Below are 19099 nucleotides of genomic sequence, written 5' to 3'. Positions count from 1 at the left end.
GGCTCCTTGCGTGGTGTTTCCAGGCCTGGGATCAGGCGCAAAGAGGCCCCGCGGCGGCGAGGGCCTCCCGCAGCCGGGTCACCTCGGTCTCCGGCAGGGTATCCACCGGCGGGCGGCAGCGGATGGACGCGAGCCGGCCCAGCAGGCGGAGGCAGGTTTTAAGCCGGATCGTCGCCAGATGGCCGGGCGCGCCATAGACTACGCGGCCGAGAAGGTAGAGCCGCTCGTGCAGGGCCCGGCCGGCGGCCATGTCCCCGCGCGCGACGGCGCGGTCGAGGGCGACGATCAGCTCCGGCACCACGGCGGCGAGGCTCACGAGGCTGCCGTCGCTTCCGAGGGCGAAGCAGGGGAAAAGGTGCTCGTCGCCGGAGGCCATCACCGCAACGTCCGGGCGCAGCCGGCGGGTCAGCCGGCGGGTGGCGTCATAGGCCGCCGTTTCCCAGCTGCCTTCCTTGATGCCCACCACGCTCTCGATCTCCAGAAGCCGCGCCAGCACCTCGGGCCGGAAAGCGGTCTTGCCCGAGCCCACAGCGCCCTGGAATAGCATCATCGGCACGCCCGCGGCGCGCGCGATCATCCGGTGGTGGGTGACGATGGCGCCATCGTCTGCGCCCAATGCCCAGGAGAAGGGGGGAAACACCATGACCGCATCGGCCCCGGCCGCCGCGGCATCCTCGGCCATGCGCGCCGCCATATCGGAGCGTTCGCAATTGATGCCGGCGACCACCTTGTGCCGGCTGCCGGCCACCGCGCGGGCGGTGCGCACCACCTGGGCCAACTCCTGCCGCTCCAGAGCGAAATTCTCGCCGGCATGGCCGTTCACGAGCAGGCCCGCCATGCCCTCGGTGGCGAGGACGGCGGCATGATGGGCGTGGAGCACCTCCGCATCGATGGCGCCGGAGGCATCCAAGGGACAGATCGTGGCGGCGTAGATGCCGCCGAAGGGGAAGGTGGCTTCGCTCATATGCAGGTTTCTCGGGGGCTCTCTCAGGCGACCGGGCGGGGGCGGGGAAATTTCAGGGTGGCGCGGGCCTTCAGAACTTCCTGGCCCGCCTCGTTCACGGCGGAAGCTTCCCAGGTGAGGGTGCGGGTGGCCTCGTCCCGCTCGGCGATCCACACGTCGATGGTGATGGTGTCGCCATAGAAGACCGGGCCGGTGAACCAGAACCGGTCCTCGATGGAGACACCGAGAATGCCGGCGAGCTCCGCCGTCAGCACGCTGGTGCAGAGCCCCGCGACCATGATGCCGGGCGCCAGCCGCTGGCCGAATCTGGTGCCGGAGGCGAAGGCCTCATCGATATGGACCGGCCCGAAGTCTCCGGTGGCGGCGATGTAGAGGCTGCCGTCGGCCTCCGTCACGGTCTTCGATACGCGCACGCGGTCGCCGACCTTCAGCTCTGCAAAGTGCTTGATCTCATACATCGGCGCCCCCGGAGACCGGCACGAGGCGCGCGGTGCCGCGGATCAGCACCGCCTCGCCCGCGGAGGCCTCAAGGGCGCAGGTGAGCGCGCCGACGGCATCGAGGCTGGTGACGGTCGCCTTCGCAGCAATCGTCGTGCCCACAGGCACCGCCTGGGCGAAGGAGACCGAGAAATTGGCGATGCGGTGGGCCGGGCCGGCGAGGCGGGACAGGCAGGTGGTGAGCAGCGCCGAGGCGGCGAGCTCGAACACGGCCATGTCGGCGAGGCCGGCGTCCCGCGCCTTGGTGCGGTCCACGTAGAGGCCGCCGAGATTGCCGCTGATGCCGGTGAAGAGGGCCTGCTCGGCCACCGTCATGGTCTTGGAGAAGCGGATGTCCTGTCCGATGGCCGGAGCGTTGGTCATGGTGGGATCCTTCCTTGCGGCCGGGCTCAGAGCGTGAGGCCGTTGCGGATGATGGAGCGGGCGATCAGCATCCGGTGGATCTCGGAGGTGCCGTCATAAATCCGCGTCACCCGGCAATCCCGGTAGATGCGTTCCAGCGGCAGATCCTTGGAGAAGCCATAGCCGCCAAACATCTGGATGCCGCGGTCGGCGACGCGGCCGAGCATCTCCGAGGCATAGACCTTGATCATCGACACCTTTTCGCGCGGGTCGAGGCCCTGGTCGATCTCCCAGGCGCAATTGAGCACCATCATGCGCGTGGCATAGATCTCCATGGCGCTGTCGGCGATCATCTGCTGCACCATCTGGAAGTCGCCGATGGGCTGGCCGAACTGCTTGCGGGTGCTCGCATGGGCGCGCATCAGCTCCAGCACCCGCTGGGCCATGCCCACCGCGCGGGCGCCGATGTGGCCGAGCCGGATGCCGCTGACGCTGGACATGATCAGCTTGAAGCCGCCGCCCACCTCGCCGAGTACGTTGGCCTCGGGGATGCGGCATTCGTCGAAGACGAGCTCGGCATGGCCATAGCCGCGATGGCCCATCATGGGCTGCACCCGGGAGACCGAGAAGCCCGGAGCATCGCGATCCACCAGGAAGAGGGTAATGCCGCCGCGGGCCCGCTTCTCCGGATCGGTCACGGCCATCACGATTACATAGTCCGCAATGTCGCCGTCAGAGATGAAATGCTTGCTGCCGTTCAGCACCCAGTGGCCATCCTCCAGGCGGGCGGTGGTGGTGATGGAGGCGGCATCCGAGCCGGCGCCGGGCTCGGTGATGGCCATGGCGCAGATCTTCTCTCCGGTGATCGTCGGCGCCAGATAGACCGCCCGCTGGGCCGGCGTGCATGCCATCAGCATGGGATAGACCTGCCCGAACACCCGCCGGATGAGGGCATCGGAGGTCTGGCCGAGCTGCTCCTCCACCAGGCACATGTCGAGCACCGACAGGCCGCCGCCGCCCACCTCCGCCGGCATGTTGAGGGCATAAAGGCCGAGGGCGATGGCCTCCGCCTTCAGGGGCGCCAGCTTGTCCGGCGGCACGCGGCCCAGTTCCTCGGTCTCCTGTTCCAGCGGCTGCACCTTGTCGCGCACAAAGCGGCGGACCGTATCGACCACCATGCGGGTCTCGTCGGAGAGGGAAAAGTCCATGCCTCGGGGTCCTCAACGGCAAAGAAGAAGGGTTCGCGCGGGGCGGCGATGCCGCGCGCGTTCGGAAACTCCGGGCCGGCGGGGGTCAGGCGGCGGGGGCCGTGCGCACCACGTCGTCCTTCAGGAAGGTCTCGATCTCGTCGGTGGCATAGCCGGCCTCGGCCAGGATCTCCCGGGTCTGAGCCCCCAAAGGCTGGGGCACGCGGGTGATGGGCAGGGTGGCGCCGTCATATTGCACCGGGTGGGATACGAAGGTGACCTCCGCGCCGCCGGAGCTCATCGCCGTTTGGAAGGCGCCCAGATGGGCCAGTTGCGGATTTTCGCGAACGGCGTCATAATCCTCCACCGGCGCATTCCAGACGCCAGCGGAGTCCAGCGCCGCCTGCCACGCGGCGGTGGTGCGGGTCGCGAGCTGGGCCACGATCAGCCGGTTGTAGTAAGCGCGCTCCTTCAGCATGGCCTCGGGGCTGACCTCGGCTAGTTCCGGCAGGTCGAGGGCGCGGGCGAGCACCGCCGGCGCGGCCATGGAGATGGCGATGCAGCCGTCTGCGGTGCAGTGAATGCCGTGGCCGGCGGAGGAGAACCAGCTTGCCACCCCCTGCGGCGCGCGGGGGCCGTCGTGGGGCGCTCCATTCAACCAGGCGGTCAGGGGCTCGCCCTGAAGGTCGATGGCGCCCTGGAGCAGGCTCACGTCCACCCGGCGGCCGTCGCCGGTCTGCTCCCGGGCGAACAGCGCCGCGACGATGCCCAGCACGCAAAGCACGGCGGTGTGGTGATCGATCACCACCGAGCCCAGCGGCACGGGCGGCCCTTCGGCCGGGCCGGTGTGGGCGGCAAGGCCGGACATAGCCTGAAGCAGGAGGTCCTGCCCCGGCCTGTGGGCGAAGGGGCCGGTGGCGCCGAAGCCGGTGGCGGAGGCGTAGATGAGGCGCGGATAGCGCGCACGCAGCTCCTCCGGCCCCATGCCGAACTTGGTCATGGTGCCGGGGCGGAAGTTTTCCATCACCACATCGGCGCCGGCCACAAGGCGCTCGGCGATGGCGCGTCCCGCGGTGCTCTTCAGATCGAGAGCGATAGAACGTTTGCTGCGGCCGGTATTCAGGTGGTTGACGCTCTCGCCCGCCACGAAGTGCCCTGCCACCGCCCAGTTGCGCTGGAAGGCGCCGTCCAGGGGCTCCACGGCGATCACGTCCGCGCCCATGTCCCCCAGCATCTGCGCGGCATGGGGCCCGGCGAGGAAGTGATTAAAGCTGATGACACGAACGCCCTTGAGCAGCGACACGCTTCGTCCTCCGGGAAAGGCGAACCGGAAGCCACGGAGGCGACCGGATGATCCGCGAACGACAGTAGCGGTGGCCTCGCTGCAGCGGCACTAGCGATAGCTATGAAATTTAAGGGAGTAACTATCTATTTTAGATATAGTTTGACGTGCGACGGCATCCAATGCTGCCTCGCAGTCGACAGCGCGATCTTCGGCTGCGACTGCTCCCGCGCCAGCATCGATGCCTCCTCCGTTCCCGCCAAAGGGGGCGACGCGATCGGCCCGAACCCGACCGACCGCGGCAAGCCGGGCACCGCCGGCCCGCGGGACCGCCACCACCGCCGTGATGGGGCCGACATCCGAAACCCTTCATAGAGCCAGACATCCCCCGATCCCTTTGAGAGGATCGGGACCGGCTATTGCCGTCGGCAATCTTTGGCCGCAGCTTCACGAGAACGACTCCATGCGCCTTAGGCAGCGAACTCATTCGGCATTGATCCAGATGCGAGCTGCGGCGAGCTTGAGGGCTGCAAGGAAGTTGTCCGGGCGGCGGTCGTAGCGCGTTGCGAGGCCTCGCATCTGCTTGATGCGGTTGAAGAAGCGCTCGATGTGGTTTCTCTGGTGGTAGAGCCAGGGGCTGAAGGCGAAGGTGCGCTTGCGGATGACACGTGGCGGCACATTGGCAAATGCGCCGCGCTCCGCCGTCTCGGCGCGGATGGCGTCGGGGTCGTAGGCCTTGTCGGCGAGAAGGATGCCGCCCGGTGGGAGGCGGGCCAGCAACTCCCGCCCCGCCTGCGCGTCGCCCGCCTGCCCGGCGGTGAGCAGGAGATGGATCGGTCGACCCTCGGCATCGACCAGGGCATGGATCTTGGTGGTCAGGCCGCCCCGGGAGCGTCCCCATGCAACGATCGTCGTCGCCCCTTTTTGATCGCGGCATCATGCTGGTGCACGCGAACGCAGGATGAGTCGATCATCACGATGTCGCCGTCATAGGCGGACGAGACCGCCTCCAGCAACCGGTCCCAGACCCCGGCCGCCCGTCAGCGCACGAAACGGTTGTACAGGGTTGTACGAGGTCCATCGCGCTCCGGCACATCCCGCCACGGCGCTCCGGTCCGAAAGCGCCAGAGAATGCCGTTGATCACCCTGCGGTCGCCTACCCGCGCAACACCGCGCACCTTGTTCTGCAGCAGCGAGGCGATGATCGCCCATTCCTCGTCAGTCAACTCGTGGCGGCGCATCTATCAGGCTCCCGGTTCGGGAGCTTGAATCACGACATCGGCCGACACGCAAATTTATGGGGCCACCGCCTAGGAGCGTGTCCGAGTAATGAGTTTGGAGGCCGTGGTCGATGGCGGGATCCGGTGGGACGAAGCCTGCTTGCCGGGATCAGCGGGCGACCTGAGCCAGCTTCAAGAGGTTGTGGGCGGTGCAAATCATTGCCCACTCGCCTCGAACCTGATCGAGGCCACGTAGCAGGAACTGGCGGAAGCCTCTGGCCTGCTTCATCTGCCCGAACACCGGCTCGACCACCTGTCTTCTGAGCCGGTAGCGGCTCCTGCGGCCGGCCCGCTTCAGCCGACCCGTTCCTCGCAGGCGCGGGCGAGCTGGCGCGAGGAATACAGGCCCTGGCTGTAGCCGTAGAGAAGCAACGCCACCATCATGCCGGGATGATAGGGCGGGTAGCCGCGTTCCTCGGTGTAAGTGTGGCGAATGGCAGAGAGATCCATCGCCTCCCGCACCGTGTCACGGATGAAGTGAGCCACGTGCCCAGCCGGCACGAACTCGTGCAGCGAGGGCGGCAACCCACCTGCGCGCCGGGGCGATCTCGTCAAGTCCCGCGAGGATGAGTGAGTCGATCTGCGCCGTTGCGCCCAGCACGCCGGGTGCCAAAATGGTCCAAAAGGACGGTGCCCATGATATCCAACGGTAAGCGCGCCGGATTTGTGACCGTTCGGCCCGCGCGAACGGCCGGCGGTGCTGGAGCTGGACGAGGAAGTCCTGCGTCGGGACGACCCCCGCCACACCTTCAACGGCGGCCGAAGCGCCCTCGCCATGCGCATGGGCGACACCATCGCGCCGGTCTTCTCCCCGATCATCCAGATGGCCAGCGCCGGCGGCACAGGAACAGCTCATGTTGACGCTGCAGCAGTGGTGGAAGAGGCCGCGGGGTGACGTGGTGACCGTCATTCGCGAGGCCAAAGCCGGCCGCGTGAAGGGGGTCTGAAGGAATTTAGCTCGTCAGGAGGATTTTGCGGACTCTGCTCCCAACCAAACGTCAGATCGCATATCGTATAGAACTCCTTCTACTCGCTCTCTGCAGGCATCAGTTGCATTAAAAATCTCAAATTCAGTGAACTGGAGGACTCTAAATCCGAACGATCGAAGTCGGCTATCGTTATCTACTTTTACTGGAAGGCGCTCGTCAGGATTGATGAAGTCAATCACGATAGACAACTGGTTAGATAACTCTCCATGGAGGCATTCGAAGGCGAATGTGGCTCTATCACGAATAGAGGTCAGATCTGGTAGATATGCAAATATTGTCTCGCTTCCAAATTTAGCTCGCCTGTTCCAGTCACGAATAAATCTGACGTCTTCATACCCATCGGTGCACGTCATTAAATGGGCTAAAAGAACCGATTCTGCAGGGGAGTGATTGCCGGGGAGGGCGTCAAGGAAGCGCTCTTCGAAATTCGATCTTAACTCTTCTGCCTTTTCGCTGAAGCGTCTCATCGCCTCCAGCTGCGCAGCTTCCTCATCCTCGATAGCCATCGCTCCGAACCCCGCAGCAGTGCCAATCGCCGTCGTGCCGCGACATTCCGTTACGGAAACCAGGAGGTGGAATCCATTGCCAGTTGGAAATTTAGGCCAAACTGGCTGTCGCAATCCAATAGAGACCAAGGAAGGATACTCGACGAATAGTCGACAATTCCAACCAAAATCCGCTTAAAGCGTTGAAAGTGCTGGCGCGCCGGCCAGATCGAAACCGCGAACACCTATGTTCTTGAAATTGCTACGACCTAGGAACGTCCGAAAAATGGGCTTGGCGCGGCGCCGCGGTTCGCGTCGATCAGATGGGCAGTGTGCTGTCATGGAACGAATGCTGAAGCTGTGACTGGCCGTAGCTTCGTTCATTTCGGCTCACTGGTCGGGAAGGCCGGCTTCGCGCAGGCCGTCGGCGAACAGGGCGATATCTTCCTGCCGGCGGATCGGCAGCCAGTCCTTCAGGGAGGAGAGGCGCAGCGCAGGGCTGAGCTCACGTAAACGATCCATGGTCCGGCGGGCGTCCTCTGTACGGCCGGACAGCGCCTGACTGGCTGCGCCGGTGGCCACGGCCATGAGGAAGCTCGGCAGGTTCTGCTGGGCCTGGTCCGCCCATAGCGACGCGGCCTCGAAACGGCCGGCGAAGAGATGCGCCATCGCGATCCCGGCCTGCATCCGGTAGAGTTCGGGATCGACAGGGCTCAGGCGCATGGCGTGCTCGAAATAATCGATCGCTTCTTCCGGCTCGCCGTGCCAGACCCGCAGGAAGCCGCCGAGGAACCAGGCCGGCGCCAGGTTGGGATTGAGGAACAGCGCCCTGTCGAGAAGGGCGATGCCGCTGTCGAACTCGCCCGCGAGATGGGCGAGCGCATGGCCGGCCCTCGCAAGCACCACCGCGTCGTCCCGGCCGAGTTCCACGGCGTCACGGGCGAGGGCTGTGCCCTCGGCGGTCTCCAGTGCGGAATCGGTCGTCCAGCCATTGATCTTGCGCCAGAAGTAACCCCAGGCGGCCATTGCCTTAGGCGGCGCGAACTCGGCATCGAGCTCGATCGCCTTGCGGAACAGCGGCAGTGCTTCCCCGACGGCTTCCCTGCCGCCACGGTGCAGATGCGCGAGGCCACGCAGATAGCAGTCATACGCGTTGAGATTTTCGGTGGGCTTGCGCCGCGCACGCTCGATCTCCGCCAGCTCCATCTGCGGGGCAATGGCGCCGACGACATTGCCGGAGATACGGTCCTGCAGCGTGAAGATGTCGTCGAGGGGCCCCTCGAAGCGGTCGGCCCACAGATAGCCATTGGTGCTGGCATTGACGAGCTGGCCGGTGATGCGGATGCGGTCTGCGGCCTTGCGCACGCTGCCTTCGAGTACATAGGTAACGCCTAGGTCGCGGCTGATCTGCTTCACGTCGACGGGGCTACCGCGAAAGGCGAAGCTCGAATTGCGCGCGATGACGAACAGCCAACGCACCCGCGACAGGGCAGTGATGATCTCTTCCGCCATGCCGTCGGCGAAATAGTCCTGTTCCGGATCGCCGCTGAGATTCTGGAACGGCATGACGGCGATGGAAGGCTTGTGCGCCATCGCGGCCGTCGTTTCCGGTATGCTGAGTCTCTGCGCGATCCCCACCTCGCCGGACGCGTCCGGTTGCCGGACCTCTATGACATCGCCGACGAAGCGGAAGCCCTTGCGGGCGACGGTGCGCACGAGGCGCTGCTCGGCGCCGCTGTCGCCGATCGCCTTGCGCACCGCGTTGATGTGACTGGACAGCGTGGATTCGGAGACGATGCGGCCGTTCCAGACCGCATCGAGCAGACCGTCCTTGCTCACGACCCGTTCGTGGTTCTCGACGAGATGCACCAGCAGGTCGAAGACCTGCGGTCCGACGGCGACCGGCTGCGACCCACGAGTGAGCTCTCGTCGATCGAGGTCGAGAACGCAATCTGCGAAATGATACTTCAATCCAGCGCTCCATCAGCCGATCCGCAGAGCTAAACAGTTCTCCGGTCGGTCTTCATATCATGGTGCCGACGGAGCTTTTTCCACTGGGCCGCTCCGCGTCGCCTTTTGGACGTAAAAGCAAGATCAATCCAACCTCGCCGCAAGGACTTCGCGCCGGCCTCGCCGCACTCTGCCCTCACGACGCAACCGAGCCGTGAGCGTGGATCGATGGACGAGACCATCCTGCGCGTGTCCTCGCTAGAGGATCTATTCCGCACTTCCGAACCCACGAAGGAACAGCCGTGGACCGCCTCCCGGCCCACGGCGGACGAGATGGCGCGCGTCCTCGGCACCACGCCGCGCCGCATCGTCACCGAGCTTTCCGGCAGCTCCATTGCCCATTGGAAGCACGGCGAACTGCACGATGTGGTCGAGCCGATGAAGGACCATGTCATCATGACCTATATCGGCACGATGCAGCGCCTCGAGCGCCGGACGGGGAAGACCCGGGCGTCCGGAACGGCGCGGCCGGGCGTGGTGACGATCATTCCGTCCGGCTCCAGTTCGCGCTGGGACATCGGCGGCGAGGTCAACGTCCTCCAGCTCTATCTGCCGCACGCCATCCTCGAGCGCGTCGCCGCCGAGACCGATGCATCGGTAGCGGCGCCGCTGCTGGAGCGCACCGGCTATCTCGACCCGACGACATCCCGCCTGTTGATGAGCGCGGCGGACGTCCTCGACGGCAGCGAGGCCCTCGACGCGCTGTTCCGGCAGCAGCTCACCGAGCTTCTGGCGACGCGGCTTTTGTCCGCGCACACCGGCGCTCAGGCCAGCCATCAGCCGGCATCGGGCGGGCTGTCGCCGACGGCGCTGCGCCGCGCCATCGAGCGCCTGCGCTCGGACAGCGACGCCGACCTGTCGCTCGCCGCGCTCGCGGCCGACGCCCACCTGTCGCGCTTCCATTTCTGCCGCGCCTTCAAGCAGAGCACCGGGCTTTCGCCACATGCCTGGTTGCGGCAGCACCGGCTGGCGCAGGCATCGAAGCTGCTGCGCGAAACCGACGAGCCGGTCGTGTCGATCGCGGTGGCGCTGGGCTACGGCTCCCAATCCGCCTTCACCGTCGCCTTCAGGCGCCTGACCGGAGAAACACCGAGAGAATGGCGACGCCGAGCGCGTTAGCGGCAATCGCTCTCTAACGAGGGCAATCGCTCTCGGGCAGCTCCGCACCCCTCGCGCTAATCCCATGTCGTGCCACCGACCAATGGAGACAGACAATGACCGGACATCCTCCTCACATGTCACGCCGCAACATCCTGGTGACGGCCATTGCCGGCGCGATGTCGGCGACGGTCCGCATCTCCTCGGCAGAGGGCGCAGGCAATGACCCCCTCACGGAGAGGAGCACGACCATGCGTACTGTCACCACGAACGACGGCGTTGAGATCTTCTACAAGGACTGGGGCCCGAAGACCGGACAGCCGATCTTCTTCCACCATGGCTGGCCGCTCTCTTCCGACGATTGGGATGCGCAGATGCTCGCCTTCGTCGGCCGGGGCTATCGCGTCGTCGCCCATGACCGCCGCGGGCACGGCCGCTCGACCCAGGTGAGCGACGGCCACGACATGGACCACTATGCCGCCGACGTCGCGGCAGTGGTCGAGCATCTCGATCTCCGCAACGCCGTCCATGTCGGCCATTCCACTGGCGGCGGCGAGGCGACCCGCTACGTCGCGCGCCACGGCAAGGGCCGGGTGGCCAAGCTGGTGCTGATCAGCGCCGTGCCGCCGCTGATGGTGAAAACATCGGCCAATCCCGGCGGACTGCCGATCGAGGTGTTCGACGACCTGCGCACGAAGCTCGCCTCCAACCGCTCGCAATTCTACCTCGATTTCGCCAGCGGCCCGTTCTTCGGCTACAACCGGCCCGGCGCCGAGCCCTCGCAGGCGGTCATCTGGAACTGGTGGCGCCAGGCCATGATGGGGGGCGCCAAGGCGCAGTATGACGGCATCAGGGCCTTCTGCGAAACCGACTTCACCGAGGATCTCACGCGCATCACCGTGCCGACGCTGGTGATGCACGGCACCGACGATCAGATCGTGCCCATCGCCGACTCGGCCCTGCTCTCGGCGAAGCTCGTGAAGAACGGCACGCTCAAGACCTATGAGAAGCTGCCGCACGGCATCTGCACCACCCATGCCGATCTCGTCACCGCCGAGTTGCTCGCCTTCGTAGAGAGCTGACCCAACCCTCCCGCATCGCAGCCGCTTCCCAAGGCCTCGCCGGCTCAACGGCGCGGCAGCGGCGGCCTGCGCCCTTCTGGAACCCCTCACAGGAGTAGTTCACATGCGACTGGTCATCATCGGCGCCGGCTTCGCCGGCATGTATGCCGCCCTTTCCGCCGCGCGCCTGCGCGATCTCCAGGGCATCTCCCCCGACCAGCTCGAAATCGAGCTGGTGGCGCCGCAGCCGACGTTGGTGGTTCGCCCGCGACTCTACGAGCCCAAGCCCGAGACGCTGACGGCGCCGCTTCTGGAACTGCTTGAGGCAATAGACGTCCGCTATGTGCAGGGCACCGCCGAGACGGTCGACACCCGGTCCAATTCGGTGGGGATCGTCACCGGTGGCGGCGAACGCAGGACGCTGCCCTATGACCGGCTGGTGCTCGCCACCGGCAGCCGGCTGTTCCGCCCGGATATTCCCGGACTCGCCGAGCATGTGTTCAGCGTCGACCAGCTCGACGACGCGGTCGCACTCGACCGCCATCTCCACGAGCTGGCGCGCCGGCCGGCTTCGGCTTCCCGCGACACGGTAGTCGTCGCCGGCGGCGGCTTCACCGGCATCGAGGCGGCGACGGAAATGCCGGCGCGGCTGCGGGCCATTCTCGGCGACAAGGCCGCTATCCGCGTCGTCATCGTCGACCGCAACGACGCCATCGCGCCCGACATGGGCGCCGGTCCGCGCCCGGTCATCGAGGACGCCCTGCGCAAGGTGGGCGTGGAGACCCGGCTCGGCACCGGCGTCGCTTCGGTGGATGCCGGTGGCGTGACACTCACCGGCGGCGAGCGCATCGAGAGCGCGACGGTGATCTGGGCCGCCGGCATGCGTGCCGCGCCGCTGACCCAGCAGATCCCGGCCGAGCGCGACAATCTCGGCCGGCTGCTCGTCGACCGCGCCCTGCGCGTGCCGGGCGTCGGCGCCGTCTTCGCCACCGGCGATGCCGCCAAGGCGGCGCGCGACGACGCGGGCAATTACGCGCTGATGTCCTGCCAGCACGCCACACGCATGGGCGCCTTCGCCGGCCACAACGCCGCCGCCGAGCTGCTGGGCATGCCGACCATTCCCTACCACCAGGAAGCCTATGTGACCTGCCTCGACCTCGGCGATGCCGGCGCGGTGTTCACGCGCGGCTGGGACCGCCAGGTCGAGTTCGTGGGCGCCGAGGCCAAGAAGATGAAGCAGGAGATCAACACCGTGTGGATCTACCCGCCCCGTGCCCAGCGCGACGTCGCCCTCGCTTCGGCGGAGCCCGAGCGTGTCACCGACCTTTAGGCGCGACCAATGCCGCGCGTGCCGCATCAGCGGCTGCGAGCGGATCACCTCACCACTACCCACACCATCATCGGAGCCGACCCAGTCGGTTCCACCACCTTAGGAGGCAAACATGAACGTGCAGAACACTTCCGCCCCCGTCGAACGGGATCCGAAGAACTGGTGCCGTCGCGTTACGCGGTGCGGGTCGGCGAGATTGAGGTCTTGATCGTGAGCGATGGCGTATTGCCGCTTCCGACCAAGATGCTGGGACACAACGTCGACCCGACCACGCGGGCGGCCTGGCTGAACGACATGTTTCTGCCGACTGAGGCTTTCGACTGGGCGTTGAACGTGGTCGTGGTCCGCAGCGGCCGGCAGACCATCCTCGTCGACGCCGGCCTGGGCCTCGACCCGGACCTGAACCTGCCGCGGGCCGGGCAGCTGATCAAGCGGCTCGCGGCTGTCGGCATCGACTTGGCATCCGTGACCGACGTGGTCCTGACCCACATGCACATGGACCACGTGGGCGGGCTGCTCATCGACGGCGTGAAGGAGCAACTGCGCCCGGATCTGCGGATCCACGTGGCCGCCGCCGAGGTCGAGTTCTGGAAAGCGCCCGATTTCAGCCACGTCAACATGCCGCCCGGATTCCCGGACGCGCTTCGAGCCGCCGCGAAGCGGTTCGCGAAAGAGTATCAGAGTCGTCTGCGGCTGTTCGATGAGGAGGCCGAGGTCGCGCCAGGCGTGGTCGTCTCCCGCACCGGCGGCCACACCCCGGCCACAGCGTGGTCCGCGTGGCGTCCGGCGGCGACCGGCTGATGTTCGCCGGCGACGCCGTGTTCGCGGTCGGGTTCGAACACCCCGAATGGTACAACGGCTTCGAACATGACCCCGAAGAGGCGGCCCGCGTCCGGGTCCGTCTCTTGAAGGAACTGGCGGCTACTGAATCATCGCTGGTGGCCACCCACCTGCCGTTCCCGTCCGTCGGCCATGTGGCGGTCGACGGCGACCACTTCCGCTGGGTGCCGGTCTTCTGGGACTACTGAGCTCGCCGCGCCGACTGGAGCATTTCCGCGATACAGCGAAACGCGGAAATGCTCCGGGGACGCCCGAACACATCATTCCGGCTCGGCCCGTGCGGTTTACCGCAAGCAATCCCGGCGAAACTCCCATGTTTGGCGATGAGCACTACCTGCCGCTTGCCCTGATCAACCTCCTGGGAATTGCCGGCATCGTCGTCTGGCACGTTCAGGGCAGCAGCCGCCCGACCGGGCGGCTGCTCGTCCAGATCCTGTTCTTCACCGGTATGAGCCTCGTTCTTTATACGGGAGGCATCGCGCCGCATCAGATCGATGACGTCTACACGGAAGGTTTCGCCGCGTTGCTGTCGAAGTCCGCCAGGCTTCTGTGGTGGACCCACCTCGCATGGACGATCATCGGTCTCCTCCACATCTATGTCCGGCTCAATCGCAAGCCGCGGGAAGCCCATCTCATCTTGGACATGGCCGTTGCCGTCATCTATCTCGGCGTGGCGCTGTCGGTGATGGGCTTCGTCTTCGGCGTGCCCATCGCCTCGCTGGTGACGACCTCGGGCGTGGTCGCCGTCATCTTGGGTCTGGCACTACAGAATACGCTCGGCGACGTCTTTTCGGGCATCGCGCTGACACTCGGCAAGGCCTATGCGATAGGCGACTGGGTGCAGCTGAGCGACGGCACGGCGGGGCGCGTCACCGAAACCAACTGGCGCTCCACCAATCTGCTGACCGGGGCGAACAATATCGTCGTGCTGCCCAACAGCATGCTGGCAAAACAGGGCCTGACCAGCCTCAGCCGTCCTGATGAGACGCATCAGATCACATTGGGCGTGCGCTTCGCTGCGGTGCAGCGGCCGCGCTGGATCGAGGAGGCGATGCGGTCCGTGCTGCAAGCCAGCACCCGCATCGTAAAGGATCCGCCGCCGACCGTTGCCCTGAAGTCCATCGACGCCGTGGCGATCGACGTGGAGCTGCAGTTCCGCGTCGCCAGCCTCGCCATGGGAACGCTCGCCAAGAACGAGATCATCGACCTCATCTACGACCACTGCAAAGCAGACGGGCTTGCCCTGGCCTTGCCAGCACAAAGCCTCGTGTACGTGCTGGCGACAACGCGCGGCGAGGCTTCCGCCCCCCGTGCCGAATCGCGCTCACCCGGCGCGCCCTAGAACCGACGAAAGTATCCCCGCCGTCGGCCAGACGCGTGTCTCGCAACAGTATGTCTGCAAGATCCGCCAGCGTGACGCTGCGCAGTTTCCGGCGCCAGCCTTCGTCGCTTCCCATATGATAGAAGCGCGAGCGTCGTGCTGCTGCCGTCGAAATAACTCTTCGTGCTGCAAGAATCGTTGGCGCAGTTATTTGCAGCCCTTTGCTCCGGAGGACTCCCCGCGGCTATGTCGCACCACGGAGTACAATCGACGGTGTTTGGCGCGCCCTAGGGGAGGGTTTCACAGGCGGGGCGAGAGGTCGCAGAACTGTTGATAGGCCTTGATTTAAAGCTGATCCGTGGGGTACCGATTTGGGGTCCCAGTGGGGTCCCTTATGCGTCACGACAAGCGTTTTCTTGAGCTTCACGGCAATCAGTACCGGGTCAAGGTGAAGGTTCCTGCTGCACTGCGGGAGGTCGTCGGCAAGGCCCACCTGAAGGTGCCGCTACACACCGACAGCCTCGCCAAGGCGAACATGCTGAAGTGGTCCGTCGTCTCGGACCTGAAAGAGCAGCTTACGAAAGCCCAGCGGGTCGCCGAGGCCAAGGCGAAGGGCGGCGACCCTGTCATTGTCGAGGCGATGGAATGGCGCGAGGCCATCGCCAAGGGTGACGAAGTGGCCGACGACATTCTCCTCCCAGAGCGGGCGGAGGAGATCGAGAAGCGGCACGGGACCGAGGTCGCAGTTGCCTTCGTCAAGGTAGCGTCAGGACGGGCCACGCCCATTCAACCCCTGGAGCCGGCTTGGCTCGCCGAGGCGAATTATGCAGGGCGCACCGAGACATCGCGGAAACAGGCCGTGCGGGTGCTCCTCGAATGGTGCCGCGCCTCTTCGATCCCGGAGACGGTGGAGGCCGTCGACAGGAAGACGGCGGGTCGCTTCATCTCAGAGGTGTTCATCGCGAAGAACGCCGACCCGGCCACAGCGAATAAGCTCATCACGGGCCTGTCCGCATTCTGGAAGTGGATGGAGAAGCGGGGCCATGCCGTTGCCGGCAACCCGTGGGAACGGCAAAGCCTGAAGCTGAAAAAGGTGAAGACGGAGGAGGGGGAGGAGGCCAAGCGCCCCTTCACGAACGACGAGATCACCAAAATCCTCGCTGCCGCGAAGGGGGTCCTCGGCGACCTCTGCCGACTGGGAGCCCTTTCGGGAATGCGAATCGGGGAGATGGCGGAACTCCGGGTGCGGAACGTGAAGGAGGGGACCATTCGGGTAGGGCAGGGGAAGACGGAAGCGGCTACGCGAGACGTCCCCATCCACCCCGACGTCGCGGCGTTGGTCGCCGCTCGGTGCGAAGGGAAGGAGGCGGATGCCTACCTCTTCCACGAACTCCCCGACCAACAGAACGCCGCCCGTCCCCGCGGGGCCCCTGCCTCCCAGGCGTTCACGCGGCTACTCAGGGAGCTGAAGCTTGAAGACCGCATCCCCGGCCGCCGTCAGGCTCGAATTGATTTCCACTCGTTCCGCCGGTGGTTTATGCGTCGGGCGAGGAACGCCTTGGAGAAGGGGGCCACAGGCTTCACCGCGTGGACCTTGGCGGAGGTGGCCGGCCATTCAAACGAGAGCGGCCCACTGGCCCTGACGATGGGCAGATATCCGGGGGCATCCAGGATCGAGGCGAAGCGAGCCTGTGTCGAGGCGGTTCAGTTGCCGAAGCCTAAGGTTGATGAAACCAGCTCGTGAAAGCTGTAGGAAAGGCGATGCCCCATGAATGAGTGGACTTGGGCGACGTGGCTGCAAATGGTTCGCATTGCGAAGTCTGTTGCTCGCTGGCTATGCCAACAGGTGCAACGAGCGATGCGGATCGCTGTCTGGCTCGGTGAAGGCAACGCCGTTTGGGCACTAATCGGCATAGTGACTCTGTGGATTATTTATCGGCAAAGTTGGTCGAATTGTCTGGAGCCGCAAATCCGATTGATAGCAACATTGCTTCAAAGTTATGGAATTTGGACGGTTTATCAAGGCATAAGGGAAAGACATAATCTATTCTCAAAGCCAAACATGCTGGTCCGGTTGGTCGACTACTTTCAGCGTTTCCCATTACGCAAACGACACGTTGTAATGGCTGCCGGATCGGCAACATTTGAATTCGGGGGTTCAAGCCGTGAAATTGTGAAAGCTGCGCCCGACGCCTCTGTTTCGGATCGCTTGCGGCGGTTAGAATCCAATTTTGACTCCCTGTTTAGCGAGGTCGGAGAGGTCGCAAGCCGGCTTGAGGGCGCGTCGAAGTCAGCTGACCAGCGGTTTGCCGCGGAGGCGGGGGCCCGGAAGCATGACATCGAAGTCCTCGCGCAAAGGTTAGAAGCTGCGACAGCTGGCGGCCTTCATATCGATTTGCTCGGAGTGAGTTGCATATTCATGGGAACGGCTGCGAGTGGACTTGCTCCCGAGCTGGCGGCTTGGTTCGGAGATGCAGGATGCCAACCGATCCCATTCGCGAGCATAATGTCTCTTGGCTTCCGTTGAGCCCGTTCGCCCACCTCGGTTTGGAATGCGCCTACCGCTGGTGGAGCGATCATGTGAAACTGCGTAGTGCGGCAAGATGCCGCTAATTTTTGTCACTAAGTTTGTCACCAAGGGCCCAGCAGGGTCACTCGCGTCAGCACTATGACTTAATTGGATACGGATAAAACTATCCGTGCGCTCCGGATACTCAATCGAGAGCGGTATTGTTTGGGTGGAGGCAAGATGCAATCTTCGCCTTGTCACCGGGCGGCAATGCCCTTGTGACGGACCCCAGGGACCGAGGGCGAACAAATATCGGGCCGGCTAGAAGGTGCGATGCCAAAGGCGGAGTGCGTTCTGGCGGGAGTGACAGGCCATGGACCTTGCGGAGGCCGGAAGTCGCTCGTGTGCATAGTTCACCGCAACGTCGCTCTAGGCGGGCGGTGGAATCCGAAAACGTTTGAACTCAAAGCTTCAGGGCCGGGCGGCAACCCGCCTGAAGACATCACATCACACGCATTAGACGGCGACCTGCGTACCGCGAGCGGCCTCAGGCGTCAAGGAAGGACAAGCATGACGCAATTCTCCGCCCACCATCTCCCCGACTTCCAGGCCATCCGGGAGCTTCCCGCTATTCGCAAGGTGTTGGACGGTGTCGAGTTGAACGAAGCTGACAAGATGGCCCTAGAATTACGAGTTGCGGAAATCGAAAGCGCCACTCTTGGAGATGGGGGGCCGTACCTCTCTGCTGCATACAAAGCCGCCAACGCCGGTTTTATGCCGAGAGAAAGCCTCGGCGGAGGTTATGTCTGCAACGACACTGACTTCGCCTATATGGCGGCGGAACACGCCGCGGACACGCTCCAGAAGTACCGCCGCCTTAAGGGCGCTGACCGCCGGGGGCGCCTGCGCCTCGCTGACGACCAGGACTTCCTGCATGAATTCCTGAGCCTCAGAGCCGAGCTTCAGTATATCGCCGGGAACCTTCTCAATTTGGAGGATGGATGGGATGATTTCTCAGATCCCGATGTCATCGTGGCTGAGTACATCGAGCGGTTCTATAGTGGTGTCCACGACGACAACGCGGCCGGCAAAGAGTTGGTTCTGATGCTCGGAAAACACTTCCGGCAGGGGCAGGAGCAAGCCGCGGTTGAATGCCCCAACGACCGCCATGTGATGGTGACCTACAAGCGAAAGGACAGGAGCGGAGCAGAAGGCGTCTTCAAGATGGAGACGTATCACGGAGTCCATTCTGCATTGGGTGCGATACATGATGCCTATGACGATGCGGACGATGAGCGCGACCTGAGCAACGTAGAACTCGCCTTTGCTGAGGGCGAGTTCCTGTCACCGGCACACCGGATGCCCAACCGCATGATGGAGGCCGAAAACAGCGAGCTCGTTGAATTCTAGGCCACGCATTTGGGGCGCCGGCTCAGGCCGGCGCACCCCCGCGGTTAGGGTCCCGCACTCGATCCTAGCCGCCCAATACGTAAGCATCCGCTATAACGAGCGCTTGGCGGAATCCGGCATCGAGCCTTCGGTCGGCAGCGAGGGCGACAGCTTCGACAACGCCTTCGCCGAGACGACCAACCGCCCATACGAGGCCGAGGTCATCCATCGGCGGGGGCCCTGGCGATCCTTCGACGCCGTCGAGTTCGCGACGCTGACCTGGGTCGACCGGTTCAACCACCTCCGGCTGCTGGAGCCCATCGGCAACATCCCGCCGGCCGAAGCCGAGGAGCGCTACTAAGCTCTGCTCGACGAACGGCAAAGGGCGGCGCGACTCATACCCAAGGCCACCTGGAAAGCCGGGGCGGTTCACAGCCTTGCCCGCAATCCTGAAGAGCACTGCAAGGCCTGCTCCGCGAAAGAACCTGTTCCATGCCTGACCTAGACTCCCCCG

15 protein-coding genes and 6 pseudogenes are annotated in these 19099 nt (G+C 64.8%); 11 read left to right on the top strand and 10 right to left on the bottom strand.

The annotated features are described in order from the left end of the window. Window positions 1-31: 31 nt before the first annotated feature. The 5 genes from EZH22_RS21750 to EZH22_RS21730 form a co-directional block, all read right to left on the bottom strand. Window positions 32-964 (bottom strand): dihydrodipicolinate synthase family protein, encoded by a 933-nt coding sequence (locus tag EZH22_RS21750; RefSeq protein ID WP_203192510.1) that lies wholly within the window; start codon window positions 962-964, stop codon window positions 32-34. Between the two features lie 23 nt (window positions 965-987). Beyond that, window positions 988-1422, bottom strand: a complete 435-nt coding sequence (locus EZH22_RS21745; RefSeq protein ID WP_203192509.1) for a MaoC family dehydratase — start codon at window positions 1420-1422, stop codon at window positions 988-990. Continuing rightward, window positions 1415-1825 (bottom strand): MaoC family dehydratase, encoded by a 411-nt coding sequence (locus tag EZH22_RS21740; protein ID WP_203192508.1) that lies wholly within the window; start codon window positions 1823-1825, stop codon window positions 1415-1417. The genes EZH22_RS21745 and EZH22_RS21740 overlap by 8 nt, the downstream gene beginning before the upstream one ends. Window positions 1826-1851: 26 nt before the next feature. Beyond that, a complete protein-coding gene (locus tag EZH22_RS21735; protein ID WP_203192507.1) occupies window positions 1852-3012 on the bottom strand; it encodes an acyl-CoA dehydrogenase family protein in 1161 nt (386 codons plus the stop codon). Window positions 3013-3097: 85 nt separating this feature from the next. Beyond that, window positions 3098-4294 (bottom strand): CaiB/BaiF CoA transferase family protein, encoded by a 1197-nt coding sequence (locus EZH22_RS21730; RefSeq protein ID WP_203192506.1) that lies wholly within the window; start codon window positions 4292-4294, stop codon window positions 3098-3100. Between the two features lie 198 nt (window positions 4295-4492). Between EZH22_RS21730 and EZH22_RS21725 the strand changes: the two are divergent. Then, window positions 4493-4588, top strand: a pseudogene (locus tag EZH22_RS21725) (IS5/IS1182 family transposase); the annotation flags it as partial. Between the two features lie 168 nt (window positions 4589-4756). Here the strand turns inward: EZH22_RS21725 and EZH22_RS21720 are convergent. From EZH22_RS21720 to EZH22_RS32945, 3 pseudogenes are all read right to left on the bottom strand, one after another. Then, window positions 4757-5514: pseudogene (locus EZH22_RS21720) on the bottom strand (IS5 family transposase). Between the two features lie 148 nt (window positions 5515-5662). After that, a pseudogene (locus EZH22_RS32950) lies at window positions 5663-5833 on the bottom strand (transposase); the annotation flags it as partial. Between the two features lie 20 nt (window positions 5834-5853). Then, a pseudogene (locus EZH22_RS32945) lies at window positions 5854-6108 on the bottom strand (transposase); the annotation flags it as partial. A 142-nt stretch (window positions 6109-6250) separates the two neighbouring features. Here EZH22_RS32945 and EZH22_RS21710 point away from each other — a divergent pair. Next, window positions 6251-6448 (top strand): hypothetical protein, encoded by a 198-nt coding sequence (locus EZH22_RS21710; RefSeq protein WP_203192505.1) that lies wholly within the window; start codon window positions 6251-6253, stop codon window positions 6446-6448. 66 nt (window positions 6449-6514) lie between these two features. Here EZH22_RS21710 and EZH22_RS21705 read toward each other — a convergent pair whose 3' ends face one another. Continuing rightward, window positions 6515-7048 (bottom strand): hypothetical protein, encoded by a 534-nt coding sequence (locus EZH22_RS21705; protein WP_203192504.1) that lies wholly within the window; start codon window positions 7046-7048, stop codon window positions 6515-6517. Window positions 7049-7417: 369 nt separating this feature from the next. After that, a complete protein-coding gene (locus EZH22_RS21700) occupies window positions 7418-8998 on the bottom strand; it encodes a winged helix-turn-helix domain-containing protein (RefSeq protein ID WP_203192503.1) in 1581 nt (526 codons plus the stop codon). Window positions 8999-9205: 207 nt separating this feature from the next. On the opposite strand from EZH22_RS21700, the gene EZH22_RS21695 reads away from it, so the two are divergent. The 9 genes and pseudogenes from EZH22_RS21695 to EZH22_RS21655 all read left to right on the top strand — a co-directional run. Further along, a complete protein-coding gene (locus EZH22_RS21695) occupies window positions 9206-10156 on the top strand; it encodes a helix-turn-helix transcriptional regulator (RefSeq protein ID WP_203192502.1) in 951 nt (316 codons plus the stop codon). 230 nt (window positions 10157-10386) lie between these two features. Continuing rightward, window positions 10387-11217 carry an alpha/beta fold hydrolase gene (locus EZH22_RS21690; RefSeq protein WP_203192501.1) on the top strand — a complete coding sequence of 277 codons (831 nt, stop codon included), beginning with the start codon at window positions 10387-10389 and terminating at the stop codon, window positions 11215-11217. 103 nt (window positions 11218-11320) lie between these two features. After that, window positions 11321-12526: an NAD(P)/FAD-dependent oxidoreductase gene (locus tag EZH22_RS21685; protein ID WP_203192500.1), complete on the top strand. Its 1206-nt coding sequence runs from the start codon at window positions 11321-11323 to the stop codon at window positions 12524-12526. Window positions 12527-12638: 112 nt separating this feature from the next. After that, window positions 12639-13554, top strand: a pseudogene (locus tag EZH22_RS21680) (MBL fold metallo-hydrolase). Window positions 13555-13679: 125 nt separating this feature from the next. Next, complete coding sequence (locus tag EZH22_RS21675; protein ID WP_203192499.1) at window positions 13680-14708, top strand: mechanosensitive ion channel family protein; 1029 nt, start codon at window positions 13680-13682, stop codon at window positions 14706-14708. Between the two features lie 373 nt (window positions 14709-15081). After that, window positions 15082-16431, top strand: a complete 1350-nt coding sequence (locus EZH22_RS21670; protein ID WP_203192498.1) for a tyrosine-type recombinase/integrase — start codon at window positions 15082-15084, stop codon at window positions 16429-16431. A gap of 24 nt (window positions 16432-16455) precedes the next feature. Next, window positions 16456-17214: a hypothetical protein gene (locus EZH22_RS21665; protein WP_203192497.1), complete on the top strand. Its 759-nt coding sequence runs from the start codon at window positions 16456-16458 to the stop codon at window positions 17212-17214. 552 nt (window positions 17215-17766) lie between these two features. Then, on the top strand, window positions 17767-18606 hold the full coding sequence (locus EZH22_RS21660) for a hypothetical protein (protein WP_203192496.1): 840 nt from the start codon (window positions 17767-17769) through the stop codon (window positions 18604-18606). Between the two features lie 64 nt (window positions 18607-18670). Continuing rightward, a pseudogene (locus EZH22_RS21655) lies at window positions 18671-18946 on the top strand (integrase core domain-containing protein); the annotation flags it as partial. Window positions 18947-19099 lie beyond the last annotated feature (153 nt).

The sequence above is a fragment of the Xanthobacter dioxanivorans genome (genome assembly GCF_016807805.1).
GTDB classification, from domain to species: domain Bacteria; phylum Pseudomonadota; class Alphaproteobacteria; order Rhizobiales; family Xanthobacteraceae; genus Xanthobacter; species Xanthobacter dioxanivorans.
Note: the sequence above shows the minus strand (reverse complement) of the source record. Positions and strands in the feature narration are given on the sequence as shown.

What these genes read in the sequence shown, in the direction of transcription:
- EZH22_RS21750 (WP_203192510.1), bottom strand. Translation starts at nt 964, where the DNA reads ATGAGCGAAGCCACCTTCCCCTTCGGCGGCATCTACGCCGCCACGATC.
- EZH22_RS21745 (WP_203192509.1), bottom strand. Translation starts at nt 1,422, where the DNA reads ATGTATGAGATCAAGCACTTTGCAGAGCTGAAGGTCGGCGACCGCGTG.
- EZH22_RS21740 (WP_203192508.1), bottom strand. Translation starts at nt 1,825, where the DNA reads ATGACCAACGCTCCGGCCATCGGACAGGACATCCGCTTCTCCAAGACC.
- EZH22_RS21735 (WP_203192507.1), bottom strand. Translation starts at nt 3,012, where the DNA reads ATGGACTTTTCCCTCTCCGACGAGACCCGCATGGTGGTCGATACGGTC.
- EZH22_RS21705 (WP_203192504.1), bottom strand. Translation starts at nt 7,048, where the DNA reads ATGGCTATCGAGGATGAGGAAGCTGCGCAGCTGGAGGCGATGAGACGC.
- EZH22_RS21695 (WP_203192502.1), top strand. Translation starts at nt 9,206, where the DNA reads ATGGACGAGACCATCCTGCGCGTGTCCTCGCTAGAGGATCTATTCCGC.
- EZH22_RS21690 (WP_203192501.1), top strand. Translation starts at nt 10,387, where the DNA reads ATGCGTACTGTCACCACGAACGACGGCGTTGAGATCTTCTACAAGGAC.
- EZH22_RS21685 (WP_203192500.1), top strand. Translation starts at nt 11,321, where the DNA reads ATGCGACTGGTCATCATCGGCGCCGGCTTCGCCGGCATGTATGCCGCC.
- EZH22_RS21675 (WP_203192499.1), top strand. Translation starts at nt 13,680, where the DNA reads ATGTTTGGCGATGAGCACTACCTGCCGCTTGCCCTGATCAACCTCCTG.
- EZH22_RS21670 (WP_203192498.1), top strand. Translation starts at nt 15,082, where the DNA reads ATGCGTCACGACAAGCGTTTTCTTGAGCTTCACGGCAATCAGTACCGG.
- EZH22_RS21665 (WP_203192497.1), top strand. Translation starts at nt 16,456, where the DNA reads ATGAATGAGTGGACTTGGGCGACGTGGCTGCAAATGGTTCGCATTGCG.
- EZH22_RS21660 (WP_203192496.1), top strand. Translation starts at nt 17,767, where the DNA reads ATGACGCAATTCTCCGCCCACCATCTCCCCGACTTCCAGGCCATCCGG.